General features: G+C 47.4%; 15 protein-coding genes and 1 riboswitch. Of the genes, 6 read left to right on the plus strand and 9 right to left on the minus strand.

The window, feature by feature from the left end:
* Positions 1 to 50 precede the first annotated feature (50 nt).
* Positions 51 to 94: riboswitch (PreQ1 riboswitch) on the plus strand.
* 11 nt (positions 95 to 105) lie between these two features.
* A complete protein-coding gene (gene queF, locus ACSQ8P_RS28580) occupies positions 106 to 603 on the plus strand; it encodes a preQ(1) synthase (protein ID WP_436238292.1) in 498 nt (165 codons plus the stop codon).
* Positions 604 to 675: 72 nt separating this feature from the next.
* Here the strand turns inward: queF and ACSQ8P_RS28585 are convergent, their stop codons facing one another.
* From ACSQ8P_RS28585 to ACSQ8P_RS28600, 4 genes are all read right to left on the minus strand, one after another.
* The gene (locus ACSQ8P_RS28585) at positions 676 to 4,068 is read right to left on the minus strand and encodes a cadherin-like beta sandwich domain-containing protein (protein ID WP_436238293.1); all 3,393 of its coding nucleotides are present in this window, start codon (positions 4,066 to 4,068) and stop codon (positions 676 to 678) included.
* 178 nt (positions 4,069 to 4,246) lie between these two features.
* Positions 4,247 to 4,480 (minus strand): hypothetical protein, encoded by a 234-nt coding sequence (locus ACSQ8P_RS28590; protein WP_436238294.1) that lies wholly within the window; start codon positions 4,478 to 4,480, stop codon positions 4,247 to 4,249.
* 53 nt (positions 4,481 to 4,533) lie between these two features.
* Entirely contained in the window at positions 4,534 to 6,591 is a 2,058-nt protein-coding gene (locus tag ACSQ8P_RS28595) for a molybdopterin oxidoreductase family protein (RefSeq protein ID WP_436238295.1), read from the minus strand.
* Between the two features lie 81 nt (positions 6,592 to 6,672).
* Positions 6,673 to 7,923, minus strand: coding sequence for a helix-turn-helix domain-containing protein (locus ACSQ8P_RS28600; RefSeq protein WP_436238296.1), 1,251 nt, complete (start codon positions 7,921 to 7,923; stop codon positions 6,673 to 6,675).
* A 145-nt stretch (positions 7,924 to 8,068) separates the two neighbouring features.
* On the opposite strand from ACSQ8P_RS28600, the gene ACSQ8P_RS28605 reads away from it, so the two are divergent.
* Genes ACSQ8P_RS28605 through ACSQ8P_RS28625 form a run of 5 tightly spaced genes read left to right on the plus strand, consistent with a single transcriptional unit; the run spans position 8,069 to position 13,160 of the window.
* The gene (locus ACSQ8P_RS28605) at positions 8,069 to 9,109 is read left to right on the plus strand and encodes an ABC transporter substrate-binding protein (RefSeq protein WP_056609284.1); all 1,041 of its coding nucleotides are present in this window, start codon (positions 8,069 to 8,071) and stop codon (positions 9,107 to 9,109) included.
* 35 nt (positions 9,110 to 9,144) lie between these two features.
* Positions 9,145 to 10,023, plus strand: coding sequence for an ABC transporter ATP-binding protein (locus ACSQ8P_RS28610; protein ID WP_056609282.1), 879 nt, complete (start codon positions 9,145 to 9,147; stop codon positions 10,021 to 10,023).
* Positions 10,016 to 10,852: an ABC transporter permease gene (locus ACSQ8P_RS28615; protein WP_436238297.1), complete on the plus strand. Its 837-nt coding sequence runs from the start codon at positions 10,016 to 10,018 to the stop codon at positions 10,850 to 10,852. The genes ACSQ8P_RS28610 and ACSQ8P_RS28615 overlap by 8 nt, the downstream gene beginning before the upstream one ends.
* 24 nt (positions 10,853 to 10,876) lie before the next feature.
* Positions 10,877 to 12,220 (plus strand): LLM class flavin-dependent oxidoreductase, encoded by a 1,344-nt coding sequence (locus ACSQ8P_RS28620; protein ID WP_436238298.1) that lies wholly within the window; start codon positions 10,877 to 10,879, stop codon positions 12,218 to 12,220.
* 25 nt (positions 12,221 to 12,245) lie between these two features.
* A complete protein-coding gene (locus tag ACSQ8P_RS28625) occupies positions 12,246 to 13,160 on the plus strand; it encodes a TauD/TfdA dioxygenase family protein (protein ID WP_436238299.1) in 915 nt (304 codons plus the stop codon).
* A 54-nt stretch (positions 13,161 to 13,214) separates the two neighbouring features.
* On the opposite strand, the gene sdaAA is transcribed toward ACSQ8P_RS28625, so the two are convergent.
* From sdaAA to ACSQ8P_RS28650, 5 genes are all read right to left on the minus strand, one after another.
* Positions 13,215 to 14,099, minus strand: a complete 885-nt coding sequence (gene sdaAA, locus ACSQ8P_RS28630; RefSeq protein ID WP_436238300.1) for an L-serine ammonia-lyase, iron-sulfur-dependent, subunit alpha — start codon at positions 14,097 to 14,099, stop codon at positions 13,215 to 13,217.
* A complete protein-coding gene (gene sdaAB, locus ACSQ8P_RS28635) occupies positions 14,096 to 14,776 on the minus strand; it encodes an L-serine ammonia-lyase, iron-sulfur-dependent subunit beta (protein ID WP_436238301.1) in 681 nt (226 codons plus the stop codon). Before sdaAB ends, sdaAA begins: the two co-directional genes overlap by 4 nt.
* A 505-nt stretch (positions 14,777 to 15,281) precedes the next feature.
* Entirely contained in the window at positions 15,282 to 15,923 is a 642-nt protein-coding gene (locus ACSQ8P_RS28640) for a ThuA domain-containing protein (protein WP_436238302.1), read from the minus strand.
* Between the two features lie 37 nt (positions 15,924 to 15,960).
* Positions 15,961 to 16,692, minus strand: coding sequence for an SDR family NAD(P)-dependent oxidoreductase (locus ACSQ8P_RS28645; protein WP_436238303.1), 732 nt, complete (start codon positions 16,690 to 16,692; stop codon positions 15,961 to 15,963).
* Between the two features lie 448 nt (positions 16,693 to 17,140).
* Entirely contained in the window at positions 17,141 to 20,050 is a 2,910-nt protein-coding gene (locus ACSQ8P_RS28650; RefSeq protein ID WP_436239622.1) for a discoidin domain-containing protein, read from the minus strand.
* Between the last annotated feature and the right edge of the window lie 107 nt (positions 20,051 to 20,157).

Below are 20,157 nucleotides of genomic sequence, written 5' to 3' on the forward strand. Positions count from 1 at the left end.
CTCGCTGCAAGGTGCTTTTTCCTGCGGAGTATGATACATTTTGTACAGAATAAGAAGAGGTTCGAAAACTCCCTCTCTAAAAAACTATGAAATGAGGATTTACCCATGGCAGGAAGAAGTAATGAAGACTTGAAAGAGATTACCCTTTTGGGCAATCAAGGCACGAAGTATGTGTTCAATTATGACCCTACACTCTTAGAAGCATTTGATAATAAACACCCGGATCGGGCTTATTTCGTCAAATTTAACTTCCCTGAGTTCACTAGCCTTTGCCCTGTAACTGGACAACCGGATTTCGCTACCCTCTACATTTCGTATATTCCTACGATCAAAATGGTGGAGAGCAAGTCCTTGAAACTTTATCTATTCAGCTTCCGCAATCACGGTGATTTCCACGAGGATTGTGTCAATATTATTATGAATGATCTCATCGAATTGATGAATCCGCGTTATATCGAGGTATGGGGCAAGTTCACACCTCGCGGCGGCATCTCCATTGATCCTTACTGTAACTGGGGTCAACCAGGTACGAAGTACGAAGCCATGGCTGAGCATCGCTTGATGAATCATGATCTGTACCCAGAGAAAATTGATAATCGCTAGGATACCAGCAGAAATAGAAAAGCTTGATCAATTCCCAGTAGTGAACTGGGCTTGATCAAGCTTTTTTCAATCTTATATATCCATGTCTTTGTCCTTGCCACGGATTACCGTCAAGAGATAAGACTTCATCGACGAATCTTCTGCGGTAACGACAATAGCAATTTCATTCGCACCAGGATGCAATTTGATTGTTTTAGAAGGAAAGCCACTTACAACAGTTTCTCCGTCTACGGTCACAGTAGCTGTGCTATCTGATGTGGTTGGTGTTACTTGTATTTTAGAATTCCCAGTAGATACATTCGCCGTTTGGGTTGTAAGCATAGGGTTAAATACAAACGTACCCGCGTCAATAGTTAGGTTACTTAAATTCGCATTGTCTGAGAGTAAACGCGTTACCACTAGTCGATAAGTCTTCGTCGTTGTATCTTCTGCGGTAACGACAAGTACTATGACATTTTCACCAACCTGCAGTTGAATGGCATTGGAAGGTGATCCACTAACAACTGGAGCACCGTTTACGGTCATTGTAGCCTCGCCGCTTCCTGTCGTTGGTGTAATGAAAAGCTCAGACGTGCTTTTTGGAACAGAAGACACATACTCCGTCACTGCTGGATCAAATGCCGGGCTTAATGTACCAGCATTTACCTCCAAACCACTTAACGTACTGTCCGTAGATGGCCATACCTCTGTCGCAGTAACTCCAGCTTCCTTATCATAATTGGTGCCCAAATTGTTCAAGCGATTTTTATTTACCAAAATGTTAGCGCCAGCTTGTAATTGAATGCCATTTGCATTTCCAGTAAGGACATTTCCTTCAATTTGCACATTCTGAGGATCACCAGCGCCGATAAAGTTAGCATTCTGATCCCCTCTATCATGCTCCAGCAAAATGCCCCAGTAATTAGACGCCGTATTATTTCGAATAATGTTATTAACAATACGAGTTCCCGGCCCATTTAGAATATTGATACCTACTGCATTTTCGACCGATGTTGTATTTTCGATAATATTGTTCTCAATCAACGTTTCTGGCGTACCCATCGTGACAACAATGCCTTCTCGCGAATTACGGATCACATTGTCATGAATGTGGTTATTGGGGCCGGATTTACTATGATTAGAAGGAGCTGTTCCTCCTGTATTCCCAAGGCCTACGCCTCCGCCAGTCAAAATATTCTCGATGGTGTTGCCGTACACCTCATTTAAATATTCTAACTCACCGTGAAGATCAATGGCGTCTAATTTGGTATTCATATAATGATTGTTACGCAAAACGTTATTGTGCGCGACATTTTGGATTAGGGAACCATGACGTAAATACGGTCCTTCAAACGTTGAATCTTCAACAACATTCCAATACGTATCATTGTCGAAACCAAGTCGATCCACCTTCGGCATACCTTGAATGGAAGTTCCGTAACCTGCTCCGCCTCCACCTAGATCTGTTGCATTTCGGAATGTGCTGTGGCGAACAACCACATCATGACTGTTCTCAATACGGATAGCCATCCGTCTAAAACGTTCCACCGTAACATGATCAATCGTCACATTATAGGATGGAATTTCTCCATAGTTAGCGATAGCAATGCTGCTATCGGGACCACCTGCATCGGGATTGTTCGTCGCATGCTCGAGAGAGAATGAGCGATTCCAAGTCGATGTGATCGTCAAGTTTGAAACCTTAATATCGTGTTGACTTGATGACTTCACAACGGAACTATTTTTAATATCATCGATGCTGGATTTCAAGATAGTGCCACTTTCACTTTCACCACGTAAATTCACGCCGGACTTCAACTTCAAATTCACAAAGCCATCTGGCGAAGTGATTAGGTTATACACACCGTTTGGCAGGTAAACTTCGTCTCCTGGAGAAGCAGCATTAATGGCATTTTGAATCGCAACACGGTCATCATTCGCATTATCTGCAGGATCCGCACCATAACTTGTTACATTAAGGGTTGTTCCTGTGACAAGGTTCGGTGTATGCAGTGCATGTACAGTGCCATCTGGATTCGTTAATCCTGCTTTGGTGAAAGGAACTGTCCCTGGAGGAGCAGTTGGTGTAATGTTCGGTACTATGGCAACTGGAGTGTCGCCTTTTAAATAGGGTGCATAGATCATGACATCCGTTAAGCTGGTAAACGTGCTGCCATCTGAGTTCCCATGTCCTATGATACGCACGAAACGAGCATCCATATCTGGAATATCAAAAGCTTGCATATTTGCTGTGGTCGCACGGCTGTTTCCACTCCATACATTTGTCCATGCTATAGCATCATTAGAAGTCTCAATATCGATTCGAGTGGAGCGCAGATCACCTTTATAAAATGCGATACCTACATAGCCGATTCGTTTGGTTTGACCTAAATCAAACATGATATACTGACCATCACCTGATGCTGACCAGCGACTGTATAAGTTATTATCTAATGTATTGCTTTCCACATTCCCGTCACTGCTGCTCGCATTTACATCGACAATCGGAATCGGCGTAACTGGCGCTGACAAGGTTGTTGTGTTGTAGGTCAAAGGTTCAGTAGAGTAGTTTCCAGCTACGTCTCCAGCATAGACGGCATAAGATACACTAGTATTCGGTGTCAGGCCTTGAGCCGTATACGTGTTACTGCCCGCAATGGTCGCTGTAAGTGCGCCATCTTGGTAAAGCTTATAGTTTGCTACGGAGCTATCATCTGTTGCTGCTGGCCAAACAAGCTGCACAAAGTCTGTACCTAGATTAATTGACTTTAAGGCAGCACCTGCAGGCCATTGTGGCGGCGTAGTATCGCTTTGCACAATGCGCTTCACAAGAAGCTGCGTTTCCGGATTAGAGACGGAGGTATTATCTTTGGAATAGATGTTGACTGATTTCCCTGATGACAGCGAATCTGCAACCACAAAGGATACAATGCCATCCGCTAAATGTTGTCTCACATAGTCAGAGACATCAATGTCATGATAAATTGGCTTAGCGCCATTTAAGGTAGTAATCGTAAATTGACCGACCTGCTCCATTTGCTGAAGATCTTTTTGAAGGGCAGAAGCATTGTTCCATGTAAACGTATTTTCCTGCCACGAATTGTCGTTTAATCCGAAAACCTGAAAATCCGCTGTCGTCAGGTTGGTTCCTAATTTAGCAGATACTTGCAAAATAAATTTATAGCTCGGATCTGAAGCTGCCGTCACATCAAATTTAAAATACATGTATTTCTTTTGGGTACTCGTTGAAGAGATACTGAAGAGTCCGTCCGTTGTACCATTCCTTCTATCGTAATTCGTATCCGCGAGTGTTGGCGTAGCCGTATCCCCGCTCTTCCACGCGATCGCTGCATCCGCCGCAGGGGGAAGTTTCACAACCTCAACCTCAATATCTGCTGCCATTCCTGCTACAGGAAGGAGCAACGACAATATCATTGAAAACATAAGCATGATTGCAAACTTTTTTTGGACATTATGAAATTTCATTGCAGCAAAACTCCTTATCCTTAAAATGATATAATTGTAAGCGTATACATAAATGATGATACATGCTTTCCGCTCGATTTAATTGTCATTTATTTAGGTTCGGGAGTGACTAAATTCGGATTTCCACAAAAAAACCGATCCCAAAAGGATCGGTTCAAGTTCATTCATTCACGTTATCTTAGTACAAAGGCTGTGGTGTATACGACTGTGGACATTGCGGGTACGGCAAAATATCTCTCACTTGATTAAACGTATAGTGTTTCGTAGCGAATTGCGTATGGTATAAATACTCAATGACGTAGATCGAGCCTCCTTGTACACTGCACAGAATGCCGGATACCCCGGTACCATCCATGAGGGAAATACCAACGGGCCTTCCAATTAAGGCGTAAGCTTTTTGCTGAATAGGCATAAGTCATCATCTCCTGATGTACCCTATGCCGCCCAGCGCCCAAAGGTTAGAGCTCAAGTTAACTTTTCCACGCCTACCCGTCCAGAGAAAAAGGTAGCCCCACCGCCCATATCCGCCACGCGATCTGGCGTCAGGACATTCACGCGAGTTTTGCTGCCTGGGCTATCTGCCCAAAGCCCTTGACTGACAACTACCCCGCGCACCACATCACTGCCTGCCATAACGACCAGTTCACACTCGCCGCGCTCGTTCCACACACGTGCGAGATCGCCGCTGGCCAAGCCTAAAGCCGATGCATCGTCTTCATGCATATGCAGCTTCGGAATTTTCTCCATGCGGACATGCTTCTCGTTATGCGCAAAGGTTGAATTCAAGAAGTTATGATTTGGTGCTGGAATGAACATAAAGGGCAAATCACTGTCCTCGGCAAGCGGCACATACATAGGAAGAGCTGGAAAACCCTTGCTCGCCATGTCGGCCGAGTATAGTTCAATTTTGCCGCTAGGTGTCCTAAGTTTCCCAGGAAATAAGGGTTGGGTCGCTGCCTTCATGAATCCCGATTCCAGCAACGCATCATAGGTAATTTCAGCTATAGCCGGATTACCAGGATGATTCAAAGCCTGACGAACCATGTCCTCATCACTGTCCCGAAGCGCTTCATCCTCGTAGCCCATCTTCTCCGCAAGCAGTCGGAATACGTCCACATTCGCTTTGCTCTCGCCATAAGGCGCAATCACAGGGAGTTGAAGATGCACATAGTGATGCCAATAGGAGCGATAGAAGTCTGTGTTTTCAAAAGAGGACGTAGCTGGCAGCACAATATCCGCATACTTGGCTGTTTCCGTTAGGAACAGATCATGCACGACAGTGAATAAATCCTCTCGCTCCAGCCCTTCTTTTACTTTATTCGCATGTGGCGCGACCAACGCTGGGTTGGAATTATACACGTATAACGCATGGATTGGCGGATCTAGCTCGAGCAAAGCGCTGCCAAGCAAGTTCATATTGATTTGTCGAGCTTCCTTCGTACGCAAATCAGGCCGCTGCAAAGCTGGCAAATTATGCTCCAAATAGGCGCCATTCCCTTTGATTGCACCGCCGCCTTGATGCAGCCACTGTCCTGTTAGAGCTGGCAAGCAAGCGATAGTCCGCACGCACATGCCGCCGTTATCATGATGCTGAATCCCGTTCCCTATACGAATAAAGGAAGGGGATGTCTCACCATATAAACGAGCAAGGCGATAAATGTCCTCGACAGGCACGCCTGTAATCTCGGATACGCTGGCAGGATCATATGACTTCACATGCTCCCTAAGCTCCTCATACCCTAGCGTGTATTGCTCTAGGAAAGCCTGATCCGTCAGATTCTCAGCGAACAGAATGTGCATCATGCCAAGTGCCAGAGCCGCGTCCGTTCCCGGCAAAATGGGAATGAACCAGTCCGCCCAGCGGCCTGTTTGGTTTTTATGCGCATCAATGACGATGATTTGCGCGCCCTGTTTGCGGGCTTTCTCAGCCAGCATAACCTGATGCATATTCGTGCTGACCGCATTGATGCCCCACATGATGATCAGCTTCGCATGCACCGTATCCTCGGGATCGGTCCCATAGCTGCCGCCCATCGTATATTTGTAGCCCTCGGTGCCGGCAGATTCGCAAATGGCATACAGCAGACGGCTGGCTCCCATCCGATGGAAGAAGCGACGATCCATACCTTCCGTCCCAATCCGTCCCATATTGCCATAGAAACTATAAGGCAATATGGCTTCTGGGCCTTCCGAGGCAATCAATTCTTTCCAGCGACTCGTGATGGTATCCAATGCCTCATCCCAGGATATTCGCCTAAAAGAAGCCTCTTCCCCTTTGGGGCCGACTCGTTTCATGGGATACTGCAGCCTTTTATCATCATAAATACGTGCCGTCATGTTGCGAACTTTGTTGCATATGGCTCCCTGTGTCACGGGGTGATCAGGGTCTCCTTCTATTTTAACAATCTTCCCGTCTTCTTTATGAAGCAGTAAACCGCACTGATCTGGACAGTCCAGTGGGCAAACGGCTGGAAAGATACCTTGTTGTTCTTCCGTCATCGTGGTCGTCATTGTTGTGCGCATGATCTTCTTTCGTAGCTCCCTTCCACATACATCATTTCTTTACTATATACCGAAATGGAATGGAAGTGAAACCGCGCACTTTTAGTACAATTGTTCAGCTGACCAATCTCCCTCTAAGGGATGACCACTCAAATGAGGTAGCTTTAAAGCCTTAATCGCTTGCTGTAAATAGTCACCATTCCAACGAGTGTCCTGTAATTTGGATAATGTGGACGTGTGAACAGCGCCATTCTCTTGATACAACTGTGCGAGCGAATTCATATCTTTTGTATAAAATGAAGCGTCCCATCTGACTTTGGTCATAATGGCAACGGCAATCTCCACGGGGATCCCTTTAATTCGGGAAATCAGCTCTGCCGCTGCATCGGGATCATTGCGAATAAAGGCGTGTACTCGGAGATGTGCTTTCAAATAAGCGATGGTATCTCCTTCATGATGATGAACCCACCTCTCGTCTGCGACGACACCCGTAAGGTAATCTTCCCCAATTCCTTCTTGAAAAAGCACATTGCCGACTCCGTGATAGTTAACCAAAGAGATATAAGGCTCCCACATGGCACATCCTGCAATTTTCCTTTTTACAATCCCCGCCATACTCTCATCCATTTCTTTGTGAATGACCTGATCTCCGCCCCCTCCCAGTGATTGGAGCAGCTTCGATAACCGTCTACCTGCACTCGATTGTGCGGCCGACGTGAGTGACCAACCACAAATCTCCGAAATATCACTGGGCTCCAGCCCTTTGCGTAAAATGAGCGAAATCCCTTGTCCACCGGAGGTTTTACCATCAAAAGCAATTAGAACAGGTTTAAAAGCCGGGAACGTCTGACACAGCGAAGCACCTAGGACAATCGGATAGTCTCCCAACGACGCAATCTGAATGCTGCCGCCTACCATCCCTTGCAGAAGCACCGCACCGTTAGCACCATCGAACCATTTCACCTGTACCACACGACTTGGATTGGCTGCGGCCAGCTCTTCTTCCAACCAGCCCAGCTCTTTCATGATGAGAGATGTCCACATATGAGCTGTTCCACTCTGATAACCAACCGTTAATGTTGGGCTTTCTTGTGTAGATACGGTAGACGATGCTCCTGCTGTAAATACAGGATTTTGTAGACTAACCGCATGGAGACGTACCCATTGCTCTAATTCTTTCTTATCAATTAAGATCTCTTTGCCAATTTTCACAAAAGGAAGTTGCTTTAATTTACGCCACCGATCAAAGGTCGAACGGCTAACACCGAGTAAATCAATCGCTTCCTGCAAGGGTATCAGATTGAATCGCTGCATGGACATCAAAGTCACCTCGATTGGGTTCATAATGGTCATTCATCGTCATTCCTGTTCATGTGTCGCCAATTTATTGACAGAAAATGGGTGTAATCGTATATTTCATTATATAAACCAATACACAGTAAGTCTATAGGAATTATAAGTTTAAGGATTGGAAATTATCGTAAGGGGGAATTGGATTATGACCATACCATTGAAAAGAAGTTATGTGACAGCCTTATCTTTCGTTCTTGCCTCATCCTTCGTCGTATCCGCTTGTGGCAACAAAGATCAAACCGTTTCAGCAAAAGGCCAGACGCCAGAAGTTTCTGAGCTTCGCTATCAAGGTAGCGTCGGTTCCGTTACATATCCCGAATTAGCTGAAGATTTGGGCTACCTCGCCCCCTTGAAGTTAAAGTTTATCGGCAATACCATTAGCGGTCCGCAAGATATTCAAGCAGTCGTAACCGGTGATACGGATTTTGGCGGAGCCTTCAATGGTGCCATTGTGAAGCTGATCGCTGCGAAGGCACCAATTAAGCCCGTTATTTCTTACTATGGTGTCGATGATAATACGTGGACTGGATATTACGTGCTAGATGGCAGTCCGATTAAAACAGCAAAGGATCTTATCGGCAAAAAAATTGCGGTAAATACGTTAGGTGCACACCATGAATTCGTCATTAAAGAATATTTGCACAGAGCGGGTCTTACAGCCGAGGAAATTAAGCAAGTCACCTTGGTTGTCGTTCCACCGGTGACATCAGAGCAAACACTGCGTGCTGCACAAATTGATGTAGCCGCACTTGGAGGCACCCTTCGTGATAAAGCGCTGGAACGCGGCGGCATTCAGCCTTTATTCAAAGATAAAGATTTATTTGGCAATTTTAGTGCTGGAAGCTATGTACTGACTGACAAATTCATCAAGAACAATCCCAATGCCTCACATAAATTTGTTGAAGCGACAGCCAAAGCCATTGAATGGGCTCGCACAACACCTCAGACCGAAGTCGTGGCTCGTTATGAAAAAATCATCAACGCACGCGATCGCAAAGAAGACACCTCTACCGTTAAGTTCTGGAAAAGTACGGGCATTGCAGGTAAAGGAGGGCTCATTTCTGACAAAGAATTCGACACCTGGATCCATTGGCTTGTCAACGAAGGTGTGATTAAAGAGGGACAGTTGAGTGTCAAAGGCCTATATACGAATGAATTTAACCCTTTTGTCAATGAGAAAAAGTAAACATCATCTAAAGAAAACGTGAAGGAGGCAAGTCAATGACAGCTAAAATTAGCATTCAGCATGTGCAGAAATCGTTTCGTATTCAGCGAAACTTAGGGCACCTGAAAGAAGATTCACAGCCCATCTCCGCCTTACAGGATATTAACTTGGACGTCAAACAGGGAGAATTCATGGTCATTGTTGGGCCTAGCGGCTGCGGTAAATCCACACTTCTGGACCTCCTTGCAGGGTTAACGAAGCCTAGCAGCGGACAAATTCTACTAGATGGGAAGCCCATCACAGGGCCTAATCTTGATCGTGGGATTGTGTTCCAGCAATATGCCTTATTCCCTTGGAAAACAACACTTGCCAATGTGGAATTTGGCTTGGAGGCTAAGGGCGTGCCTCGTAAGGAACGACGCAAAATTGCCTTAGAGTTTATTCAGTTAGTGGGCCTATCCGGTTTTGAAAATAGATATCCCCACGAAATTTCCGGCGGCATGAAGCAGCGTGTTGCGATCGCAAGGAGCTTAGCTTATGACCCTGAAGTGCTGCTGATGGATGAGCCTTTTGCAGCACTTGATGCACAAACACGAGAAACACTGCAAAGCGAATTATTGCGCATCTGGGAAGCCACGAAGAAAACGATTATTTTTATCACGCACGGTATCGAAGAAGCGGTTTATTTGGGGCAAAGAGTGGCTGTGATGACCTCGCGTCCTGGGCGAATTAAGACGGTGCTTGATATTCCTTTTGAATCGAGGAGAAGTGAAGAAGATTTGAGATCCAACCCAGATTTCGTCAAGCTGCGGCATGAAGTATGGGATTTACTCAAAGATGAAGTAAGCAGAGCGCAAGAACAAGAGAAAAGTAAGACCTTGGATAGCTTTGAGCCTAGTAAATCAGTGATAAAAGGAGGCGTTATCAATGGCTAGTGTAAATGCAGGTAAAGCCCTGATCTTGGGTAGAAAGGAAAGCTTTGATGCCATCGGTTGGATCGTAACAAAGCTGCGAAAAGCATTTAAAAACAGCATTGTGATTATCGCCTTGCTGCTCTTATGGGAATTTGCCCCGCGCCTCGGGCTCGTCGATGCCACATTCTTCCCTCCGATCTCCGAAATCGCTACGTCCTGGTGGCAACTTCTGCTCTCCGGTGATCTAGCTGAGCATACGACTGCAAGCTTATCGCGCTCTCTCGGCGGATTCTTGTTAGCCATATTGCTCAGTATTCCCCTAGGACTTGCGATAGGCTGGTGGAAGCCCGTCTCCGAATATCTCAATCCTCTGCTTGAGTTGCTTCGGAATACAGCAGCGCTGGCCATTCTACCCGTATTCATCCTCTTATTGGGGCTAGGTGAAACCTCTAAGGTAGCCATCGTGCTCTATGCTTGCGCCTTCCCGCTCCTACTGAACACCATCAGCGGTGTGAAAAATGTGGAACCCCTTTTAATTAAATCGGCCCGTTCAATGGGCTTGTCTTCTATTCAACTATTTCGCAAGGTTATCATCCCTGCTGCAATTCCCACGATTTTCGTAGGCATTCGGCAGGCAGGTGCAAGCTCTATACTCGTACTTGTCGCGGCTGAAATGGTCGGAGCCAAATCTGGCCTGGGTTACTTAATTCAATACACACAATTCAGCTTCCAGATTACGAACATGTACGCAGGTATTATTTCGATTTCCGTAATTGGTGTCATTATTAATTTCCTGCTTGTTACGCTTGAGAAAAGATTGACCGGCTGGAAGCAAACTTACAGCGAATAAATGAAAAAGGTGGCGTGAATGACTATGAGTCAATCCAAAAGACAACTACATTTAAATGTTTTTCTCATGAATACTGGACATCACGAAGCTTCATGGAGGCATCAGAATACAGAGCCTGAGAACATAACCGATATTCGATATTTTCAACGGATCGCTCAAATTGCGGAAAAGGCGAAGTTCGACTCTCTGTTTCTCGCAGATGGGTTGGCCGTAAGTCAAAATATTAAGCATGGCGCGTTTGTTGGCCTCGAGCCTTTTACTCTACTATCGGCGTTAGCCGCTGTTACGGAGCATATTGGACTGATTGGTACCGTCTCCACGACGTATAACGAACCGTTTCATGTTGCCCGTAAATTTGCTTCGCTGGATCATATCAGCAAAGGTCGCGCTGGATGGAATATTGTTACGTCGGGCAGCTCTTTTGAAGCCAGTAATTTCAGCAAAGATACCCATTTAGAGCACAGCAAGCGCTATGAGCGAGCGAAAGAATTCTTAGATGTCACAACCAGCTTGTGGGATAGCTGGGAAGATGAAGCTCTCATCATCGATCGGGAGTCTGGCACCTTCGCGGATCGGAGTAAAGTCCGAGAGATCAATCATGTCGGCGACACGTTCAAAGTTCGCGGTCCCTTGAATATTCCTAGATCCCCGCAAGGGTATCCTGTGCTCGTTCAAGCCGGTTCTTCTGAAGATGGCAAAGAATTCGCTGCGCAATACGCTGAGGCGATATTTACTGCACAGCAAACCCTCATCGAAGCCCAGCAATTTTACTCCGATGTCAAAGCTCGATTAGTGAAGTATGGCCGCTCTCCTGAGCAGTTGAAAATACTGCCTGGCATCTGCCCCATCATCGGTAGGACCGAATCTGAGGCGAAAGAGAAAGAGCAACAATTAAACGAATTAACTGTTCCTGAATATGGTCTCAATCAGCTGTCAAATATGCTGGGCGTCGATTTGCACTCCTATCCCTTGGATGGTCCGTTACCGGAGCTTCCTAGCTTGTCCGACATCAACGGCAATAAAAGCCGCTTTCAGCTAGTCGTTGACCTCGCACAACGCGAGAACTTAACCATTCGCGCGCTGCTTCACCGTCTAGCTGGCGGTCGTGGGCATCGCACATTCGCTGGCACCCCTATCCAAATTGCCGATCAACTCGAAGAATGGTTCCTTCATGGGGGCAGTGATGGCTTTAATGTGATGCCGCCGTATTTACCTGCAGGGATCGAAGAATTCGCAGAGTTTGTCATTCCAGAACTGCAGCGCAGAGGCTTGTTCCGAACTGAGTATTCCGGCTCCACACTTCGGGGGCATTTGGGACTTGCAAGACCCCTTAACCAGTATGCGACTGTTGCCGTAGAAGGCGCATAAAACTATAATATTGGAGGCCAAGACGATGAGTACAAATGAGCAAGTTAAGCAAACAGCTGGGGACATTGAGGTATTGCCGATTGCTGGAAGAATTGGCGCAGAAATTAAAGGAGTAAGCCTTCATGCTGAATTGGACACTCACTCGGTTTCAGCGATCCGAGAAGCCTTATTGCAGCATAAAGTGCTTTTCTTTCGTGGACAGCACCAGCTGGATGACGCTGGTCAAGAAGCATTCGCCCGCTTGTTAGGTGCTCCTGTCGCTCATCCTACGGTTCCTATTAAACAGGGTACCGACTATGTGCTAGAGCTAGACTCCAATCATGGGGGAAGAGCTGATTCCTGGCACACAGACGTAACTTTCGTGGAAGCTTATCCACAAGCATCTGTCCTCCGTGCCGTCGTTGTGCCGCTCTCTGGCGGAGATACCGTCTGGGCGAATACAGCTGCTGCGTATGAGCACCTACCAGCCGAACTTCGCAACCTGGTTGATCAGCTCTGGGCGCTGCATAGTAATGATTACGACTATGCTGCACATCGTCCGCAAGTATCAGACTCGGCGAAGCAGCACCATCGGGAGGTGTTTGCCTCAACCGTGTATGAAACGGAACATCCTCTCGTTCGTGTACATCCAGAAACGGGTGAGCGCACTTTGGTGCTTGGGCATTTTGCCAAGAAAATACTTGGCCTTTCTTCTGCGGATTCCGCGCAATTAATTGCACTTCTTCAATCCCATATCACCAAGCTGGAAAATACCGTTCGTTGGCGCTGGTCAGCTGGCGATGTCGTGATTTGGGATAATCGGGCAACTCAGCATTATGCGATTAATGATTATGGCGATCAACATCGCATTGTGCGCCGAGTTACTGTAGATGGGGATATCCCCGTTAGCATTGATGGTCGACAAAGCGTTACACGAAAAAAGCAGCCTAATGCATCTTAGTAAATGACAATAACCGCCCCCTTATGATTGAGGTGGCGGTTATTTGCATAGCTGCTATTGCTTCCTATTCAGGTTCAGTTCCTTCATAATTTTGCGCCCAGTCGGTGTCTGCGCTAAGCCGCCTTTGGCTGTTTCCCGATGTTTCTCCGGCATGGCGGTGCCCACTTCGTACATGACATGGACGACCTCGTCCGAAGGAATGACCGATCTGACACCGGCCAATGCCATATCGGCTGCCGCCATCGCATTAACTGCTCCGAAACCGTTGCGAACGATGCAAGGGATTTCCACCAGTCCGCCGACAGGATCGCAGATTAGTCCAAGCGTATTCTTGAGCGCAAGCCCTACCGCATGCATCGCTTGTTCTGGGGTGCCGCCGCGCAGCTCAACGAGTGCGCCTGCCGCCATCCCGATCGCAGAGCCAACTTCGGCCTGACATCCGCCTTCCGCACCAGAAACGAAAGAATTGTTGGCGATCACATACCCAATCGCACCCGCACATAGCAGCCCCTTCACCAGATGATCATCCTCCCAGCCAAAACGCTGCTGAGAACTAATAAATACACCTGGAATGATCCCACACGAGCCAGCTGTCGGCGTGGCAATGATTCGGCCCATAGATGCGTTAACCTCCGAAACTGCTAGCGCATAAGCCATCGCCTTGCAAGCCTCTTCTCCGAGCGATGCCTCCGTCGTCGTGAGATAAGAGGCGACACGCTGCGCATCCCTCCCCGTTAACCCGCTTCGCGATGTCGTGTCCTCGGTCAGGCCTTTGGTCACGGCCTCTTTCATGATTTGATAGTACGCTCGCATCTTATCAAACACATACTCGGGCGGTTTTCCTGATTCTTGACTTTGATCAGCCAGCATTACTTCTGCTATCGTCAAGCCTTCCGCTGCGCATACCTCAGCAAGTTGCTTTAATGTCCGGAATCTCATGCGTCGCTCCTTTCTGCAAGGTCCACTTTTCTAACGTCGGTGATCATGTTCAACCGCAGCATTTGTTCAACTAAAGTAGCTGGAATCGATGCATCCGTCTCAATGACCGTCATCGCTTCGCGGTTACGCCCTTTCCGATCCAAATCCATAAATCCAATATTGATTAAATTGCTTCCTAGCAGTGTCGTAATATCTGCAATCATTCCTGGCCGATCATGATGTGAAATAACCAATGTGGGATAATTCGCTGTGAATTTCACATCAAATTGATCAACGTTAATTATTTCTACATTGCCTCCACCGATCGAGGCCCCTCTCATGCTGACTTTCCGCGATTCTGAGGTAAGTACAATACCCACCGTGTTCGGATGGTCGGCCTTATCTTTACTAATATGAAAAGCTACAGTGACGCCTAACGCTTCCGCTTCATCTGCCGCTTGAGGAATACGTGGATCATCCGTCTCAAAATCCAAAATCCCGCCGACCAGCGCGAGATCCGTACCATGACCTCGATACGTATCCGCGAAGGATCCGTATAACGTGATCTCTGCTTTGAGCGGCTGCTCGCCTAGCAGCTGCCTGGCGACGCGTCCCAAACGAATCGCACCCGCGGTATGCGAGGAGGAGGGACCGATCATCGAGGGGCCGATGATGGAAAACACATCTTTAAAACGCATCACACAGCGCTCCAATCCTAAGGTGTTACTTACTATCTTCTCCTATTGTATGAAAGGGGACATATAAAAGACAAGTCTTTAAATTGACTATATAGAGAAATTTATGTATTAACTTAGTGCCTTGGCTGCGTCGCCCTATGTAGAACATTGGATCGCTACTTTGCGGCATTTTTGGGGCGCGAGTCGGTGGATTGCTACGCTAACGGACACCATGGACGTTATTCATTGCTTAGTGGCTCTTTTGGGGAGCTAACGGACACCACAGGCGTTATTATGGCATAAAGTGCTGTTTGCTGCCTGATTTCAGGCGGATAGAGGCTGCTGTGTCCATTAGAAGTTTAAAAACTTCGATTACTCACGAATAACGTCCCCTGTGTCCGTTAGCTGGGAGAGGGGTTCGGGTTCGGGTTCGGGTTCGGGTGCGAGCTGGATGAATAGAACGTTCAAAAAACCAGTGCCTATCTAGGCACTGGTTTTTGTCAACTCGTTGGAGCCGAATGTCATCTTAGGTTAGTGGTGAGCCTGCCGCCCAGAAGCCCGCAGAACGGATCCACTTCCCATAAGCCTCCGATTGAAAGGATGGCGGGTGATGGCCAGGCATCAGGTAAACGACCCTGCCCAACCCATAGGTGCGCGTCCAAGCTGCAGGCCATTCTTTGCCTTCATGTGTGTACGTCAAGAGGAGCTCGATCGGCGCGAACGGGTCTAGTTCGAAGCGGTATGGCTCTTCGTCCATCTCAAACGGCTCGAGTCCCTTCGTCAAGGGATGATTGCTCTCCGTCATCGTGAAGGGGAGTGTGGTATAAGCCGGGTGCCCCGTGAATCGAGCTCCAATCAACTGACTTAGCTCTGGGCTGCCCTGGATCGAGATGCCGTTATGGATGACGAGCAGTCCACCGCCGCCAGCAACATATTGGAGGAGGCCCGCTGTTTCTTCAGCCTCAGGTACTTTTTTCCAAATATCTAAGTAGGAAACGACTAACGGATAAGACTGGAGGACGTCCAATTTCAGGTGAGAGGTACCTTCTACCGCTGTCACTTGAAAAGACGCTCCAAGGTTATCGATAATAAGCTCCTGCACCGCACGCAGTATATGGTACGGCGCATCGTCGTTATTGCCAAGCAGCAAGGTTGGAATACTTGCCATACGAATCCATCTCCTTTTTACGTCATGTCGCCATGTCTTACCACGGCCATTGTCCCCCTTGGTAATCGGTCAGTGCCAGCGCCTGATCCGGCCAATCGGGGCCGAGACGCTGCTCGAGGAGGCCGAGAATGTGCTGAGCAGATTGCTCTGGCGACAACTTGGCAGACGCATCAAGCTCGCCCTTCATGTAGGACTGCACATGCCCGGGATGCACAACCAGCACTTTGCCGCCTTGCAGAGAAATTTGGTTATGAACGAGCTGAGATTGCATATTGAGCGCAGACTTGGACATGCAGTAGGCATACCAAGCTGTTCTCTTACAGGCCCCGACGCTCCCGGCTTCGGACGAGATGTTCACAATGATCTTGTCGGTGCTTTTTAAAATAAGATCAATCAGTCCATTCGTCATACGCAATGCGCCAAGTGTGTTGACGCGGAACACCTGCTCGATATCTTCAAAATCCAGCTCATCTTGAATCGTGGAGGTAATGTTCCCCAGGATGGCTCCATTATTTATAAGCAGATCTAGCTGCTCTGTCTCAGCAGCCACCATACGCAGCGCTTCCGCCACGCTCTTCGCATCGCTGATATCCAGACGAATAGGACGTAACCGCTTACCATAGGCTGCCTCCAATTCCTGCAATGCCTGACATTCCTCTGCGTACTGCCCTGCCCATACGTCATAACCTCGTGCCAACAGTCCTTTGACCAAGGCGAGGCCAAGCCCCCGATCTGCTCCGGTGACCAGGGCCCAACGATTGATATTCATAGCTGCAGCTCCTTTATCTTATCTATATATGTAATAGTAACAGACTTTCGTCAACGTGATGTGACTTTACCGAGCATAAGCCTGACGAGCTTCTCCGCGTACCTTTGTCAGCTGAAAGCGCATTGCCGCCAAGAAGTTAATTTTATTACAAAATTAGATAAATGGAAATCGGTTACACCCGAAAATCCCCTTATTTCATGCGATCGGGAGCTGGAAATTCGACAGTGCTTTAACAAACTGTTTGATGCGAACCAGCAGTATTACAGCAAGCCTTAGCAGCTGACTTCGGCGTTGTATACCTTCCTAACCGTGTTGCTGGAGTCCACGCACAATGAGCCTACATACTTGAAGAACATGACCATGAAGGACTTGTGTTTGGCGCCGGCCATCTCTTTTATGAAAAAATAACCACATCAGCCCCAAGGCTAACGTGGTTATTTCCCTTACTTCAGTACACCTCAACCTCAGCAAACGCCATCCGATACCGATTCGCATCACTCGGATTTGGACGCAGGCTCGTTCCCTCCACTTTCACATAACGCGCTGTCGCAGCGGTGAACGTGAAGCTTTGCACCGCATTTCCTGGCTGCGCATAGCCCGTTCTCGTCACGACTGTCGTCCAATTCACATTATCCGTAGACGTCTGAATCGTAAAATCAATCGGGAAATTCTGACCGATATTTCCCGCATCATTACGCGGATACAGGTCCACCTTCGCCATGCTGCGATTGGAGCCCATATCCAGCGTCATGGATTCGGTATGGTTCGCAGTTAAGCTGTTGTTGCTGGTCCAGCCCATTGAACCCGTAACGGAATTGCGCCCGCCGTCATTCACTTTGTTCGTGGAGTAATTGGTGTTTTCCAATGAGCTGCTCGCTGACACAATGGCCCCAGCTGCTTGATTAGACGCATAGATTTCCACCTCTGGAAAGGCCATCCGATACCGATTCGCATCACTTGGGTTCGGGCGTAGATTTGTCCCTTCGATCTTCACATATCTTGCAGATACCGCAGAAAACGCAAAGCTTTGAACAGCATTCCCCGGCTGCGCATAGCCCGTACGTGTCACCACTGTCGACCAATTCACATTATCCGTCGAAGTCTTAATCGTGAAGTCAATCGGAAAGTTCTGACCGATATTGCCAACGTCATTTCGTGGATACAGATCTACTTTCGAAATCGTCTTGTTCGAACCCATATCGAATGTCACCGACTCTGTATGATTCGTTGTTAAGCTGTTGTTACTGGTCCACCCCATAGAACCGGATACCGCGTTACGTTGTCCGTCATTGATTTTAGCTGTCGAAAAATTCGCATTCTCTACGGAACTAGTCGCCGAAACACCTGCCCCAATGGCTAAGTTGCCTACGGTTCCGTTCACTTCAAACTCCCATAACGAATAGCCATACACTGAGCCTCGCAGCGTCCCATTCATTTTCACATATCTCGCCAAAGTCGGTGTGAAGCTAATGTCATCGATACCGCCATCCCCTGTCGTCGTGGTAAATACATTCGTCCAGTTGACCCCATCACTCGACACTTGAATCTGATAATTCTTCCCATATGCAGCTTCCCAGTAGAGCTTTACGGCATCAACATTCACCGGGGAGCCTAGATCCACATAAATCCACTCGGCATCTGTATAGCTGGAACCCCATCTCGTACCAAAGTTACCATCAAAAGAAAGACTCGGCGCAGCAGCGGAAGATGAGGCTGTAGCTGGTTTATTCAACGCTAAATTCGGTCGTTGCACAGGTTCTGCAATTTGCGTTGGCAGGATAGTCACAGGTGTATGATAAGCTCGATTGAGTATGTTCATTTGAGCTAAATTTTGCGCAGGTGTCGCACTGCCCGGCATGACAATGTTATTAAACGTAATATTACTGATGTCTTTGGTGCTGCTGTAGCCTTTCAATGTCCCTAAAGTCGTTCCAGCATCGCGGACTAGAATGTTTTTGACATTCAATGTATTAATCGTGCCGCCACCGAAACTATCAGCGTTCCGAATGATAAAAAAGGCCCAAGTTCGCGTGCTATCGTTGGTATAGGTTATTTTCTCAATATCGATATTATCAAAGGTAACATTCGTAAGCGCACCCACACCGTATTTATGATCGACACCGATACCGACAGATGCATCGTAAACCACACTATTTTTGAAAGTCACATCACTTTGATTTTGTCTCATCCCTTGACCTACTTTATATCCGAAGCATACCGTCCAGGAAATGAGATCATCAAACACGACATTACTGACAGGCTCGGGACTTCCCGGCCAGCTTAGACTAATATCCACTGACTGATCCCACGTTTTCGTTGTGTAAGGATCATCCAATCCAATTCCGATGCTATGCTGCACAAGCACATTCTGAGATTCATTCACATCGATGCCGTCATTCTCACCCATGTCAAAACGGTTAAAGATCTTCATATTTTTGAATGTAAGATCGTTCGACCTTGCTGGCGTTACAGCCCACGACCCAGAATCGCGAATCAACGGTCCATCGAAGGTAAAATTGGTAGTCCCAATCGGCACGATAATATTACTGGCAAAATTGTTCGTCGTTGTCGCGTACTTGCCATTACCGTCGATGGTACCCCGACCGTATATCTTCACATTGTCTGCGCCGGTCGGTGTGTATAACCACCAAGTGACGTCACGACTCTGAGAATCCTTGTGCCAATTCACGGTATAGTCACTCGCAACCCCAGTAAAACGAAGCACGGCGCCGCCTTCTAAATATAAAGCAACGTCGCTTTTCAGCTCGAGATTCCCCGCTTTATAGATCCCCGCAGGCACATAGACAATTCCTTGCCCGCCTGTGTAGTTGGCAGCATCATTAATCGCATTCTGAATGGCTGTCGTCGCCATACCTGCACCTGTGCTATCCGCGTTGTATGGCGAGGATTTCACATTATAAATTCCCGTCCCCGACGAGGCAGGTTTGTTCGTCTCCGCAGGGTCAGCAGCGATGACCAGCGCGCGTTGCCCATTGATTTTGACAATCAGATATTCGTCGCCACTGACTGTAAAAGTCAGCTTATTACCACTCGTTGTTCCCGTCAAATTAAGCTTCTTGGGGGAGATGGAGTAGGACGTAATGTTCGCTTGCCCTATGGCCGTAATCTCAATGGTTGCTGCGCCCGACATGGAGAAATGGGCATAATCGTAATCGCCTGTGTAACTAACAACTGGAATCGTTGTTGCATCTACCTTGAGGCCATACACCGTGGATGCGGCGTAGATCGAAGGCAATGCGTAAGACGAGATGGTCGCCGCATGAACCTGAACTGGCACAGCACCTAAACTCCCAAGGATAAAAATAAATGAAAATAATCCGATCAGCCAAGCCTTCATTTTGCGCAAATAAATTCCCTCCTTCAGATGTCCTCGCCTAAACGAGATAGTAAAACGCTTACAATTATAATTGTAATAAATCTGCCCTCAGCCCCGTAATGCGGGGA

This window comes from Paenibacillus sp. LjRoot153, assembly GCF_964253085.1.
In the GTDB taxonomy this organism is placed as follows: domain Bacteria; phylum Bacillota; class Bacilli; order Paenibacillales; family NBRC-103111; genus Paenibacillus_E.

Coding starts and splice junctions, on each gene's coding strand:
- ACSQ8P_RS28620 (WP_436238298.1), top strand. CDS start 10,877: ATGAGTCAATCCAAAAGACAACTACATTTAAATGTTTTTCTCATGAAT.
- ACSQ8P_RS28625 (WP_436238299.1), top strand. CDS start 12,246: ATGAGTACAAATGAGCAAGTTAAGCAAACAGCTGGGGACATTGAGGTA.
- ACSQ8P_RS28605 (WP_056609284.1), top strand. CDS start 8,069: ATGACCATACCATTGAAAAGAAGTTATGTGACAGCCTTATCTTTCGTT.
- ACSQ8P_RS28585 (WP_436238293.1), bottom strand. CDS start 4,068: ATGAAATTTCATAATGTCCAAAAAAAGTTTGCAATCATGCTTATGTTT.
- ACSQ8P_RS28590 (WP_436238294.1), bottom strand. CDS start 4,480: ATGCCTATTCAGCAAAAAGCTTACGCCTTAATTGGAAGGCCCGTTGGT.
- ACSQ8P_RS28650 (WP_436239622.1), bottom strand. CDS start 20,050: ATGAAGGCTTGGCTGATCGGATTATTTTCATTTATTTTTATCCTTGGG.
- ACSQ8P_RS28645 (WP_436238303.1), bottom strand. CDS start 16,692: ATGAATATCAATCGTTGGGCCCTGGTCACCGGAGCAGATCGGGGGCTT.
- ACSQ8P_RS28615 (WP_436238297.1), top strand. CDS start 10,016: ATGGCTAGTGTAAATGCAGGTAAAGCCCTGATCTTGGGTAGAAAGGAA.
- ACSQ8P_RS28640 (WP_436238302.1), bottom strand. CDS start 15,923: ATGGCAAGTATTCCAACCTTGCTGCTTGGCAATAACGACGATGCGCCG.
- ACSQ8P_RS28610 (WP_056609282.1), top strand. CDS start 9,145: ATGACAGCTAAAATTAGCATTCAGCATGTGCAGAAATCGTTTCGTATT.
- sdaAB (WP_436238301.1), bottom strand. CDS start 14,776: ATGCGTTTTAAAGATGTGTTTTCCATCATCGGCCCCTCGATGATCGGT.
- ACSQ8P_RS28600 (WP_436238296.1), bottom strand. CDS start 7,923: ATGACCATTATGAACCCAATCGAGGTGACTTTGATGTCCATGCAGCGA.
- queF (WP_436238292.1), top strand. CDS start 106: ATGGCAGGAAGAAGTAATGAAGACTTGAAAGAGATTACCCTTTTGGGC.
- sdaAA (WP_436238300.1), bottom strand. CDS start 14,099: ATGAGATTCCGGACATTAAAGCAACTTGCTGAGGTATGCGCAGCGGAA.
- ACSQ8P_RS28595 (WP_436238295.1), bottom strand. CDS start 6,591: ATGCGCACAACAATGACGACCACGATGACGGAAGAACAACAAGGTATC.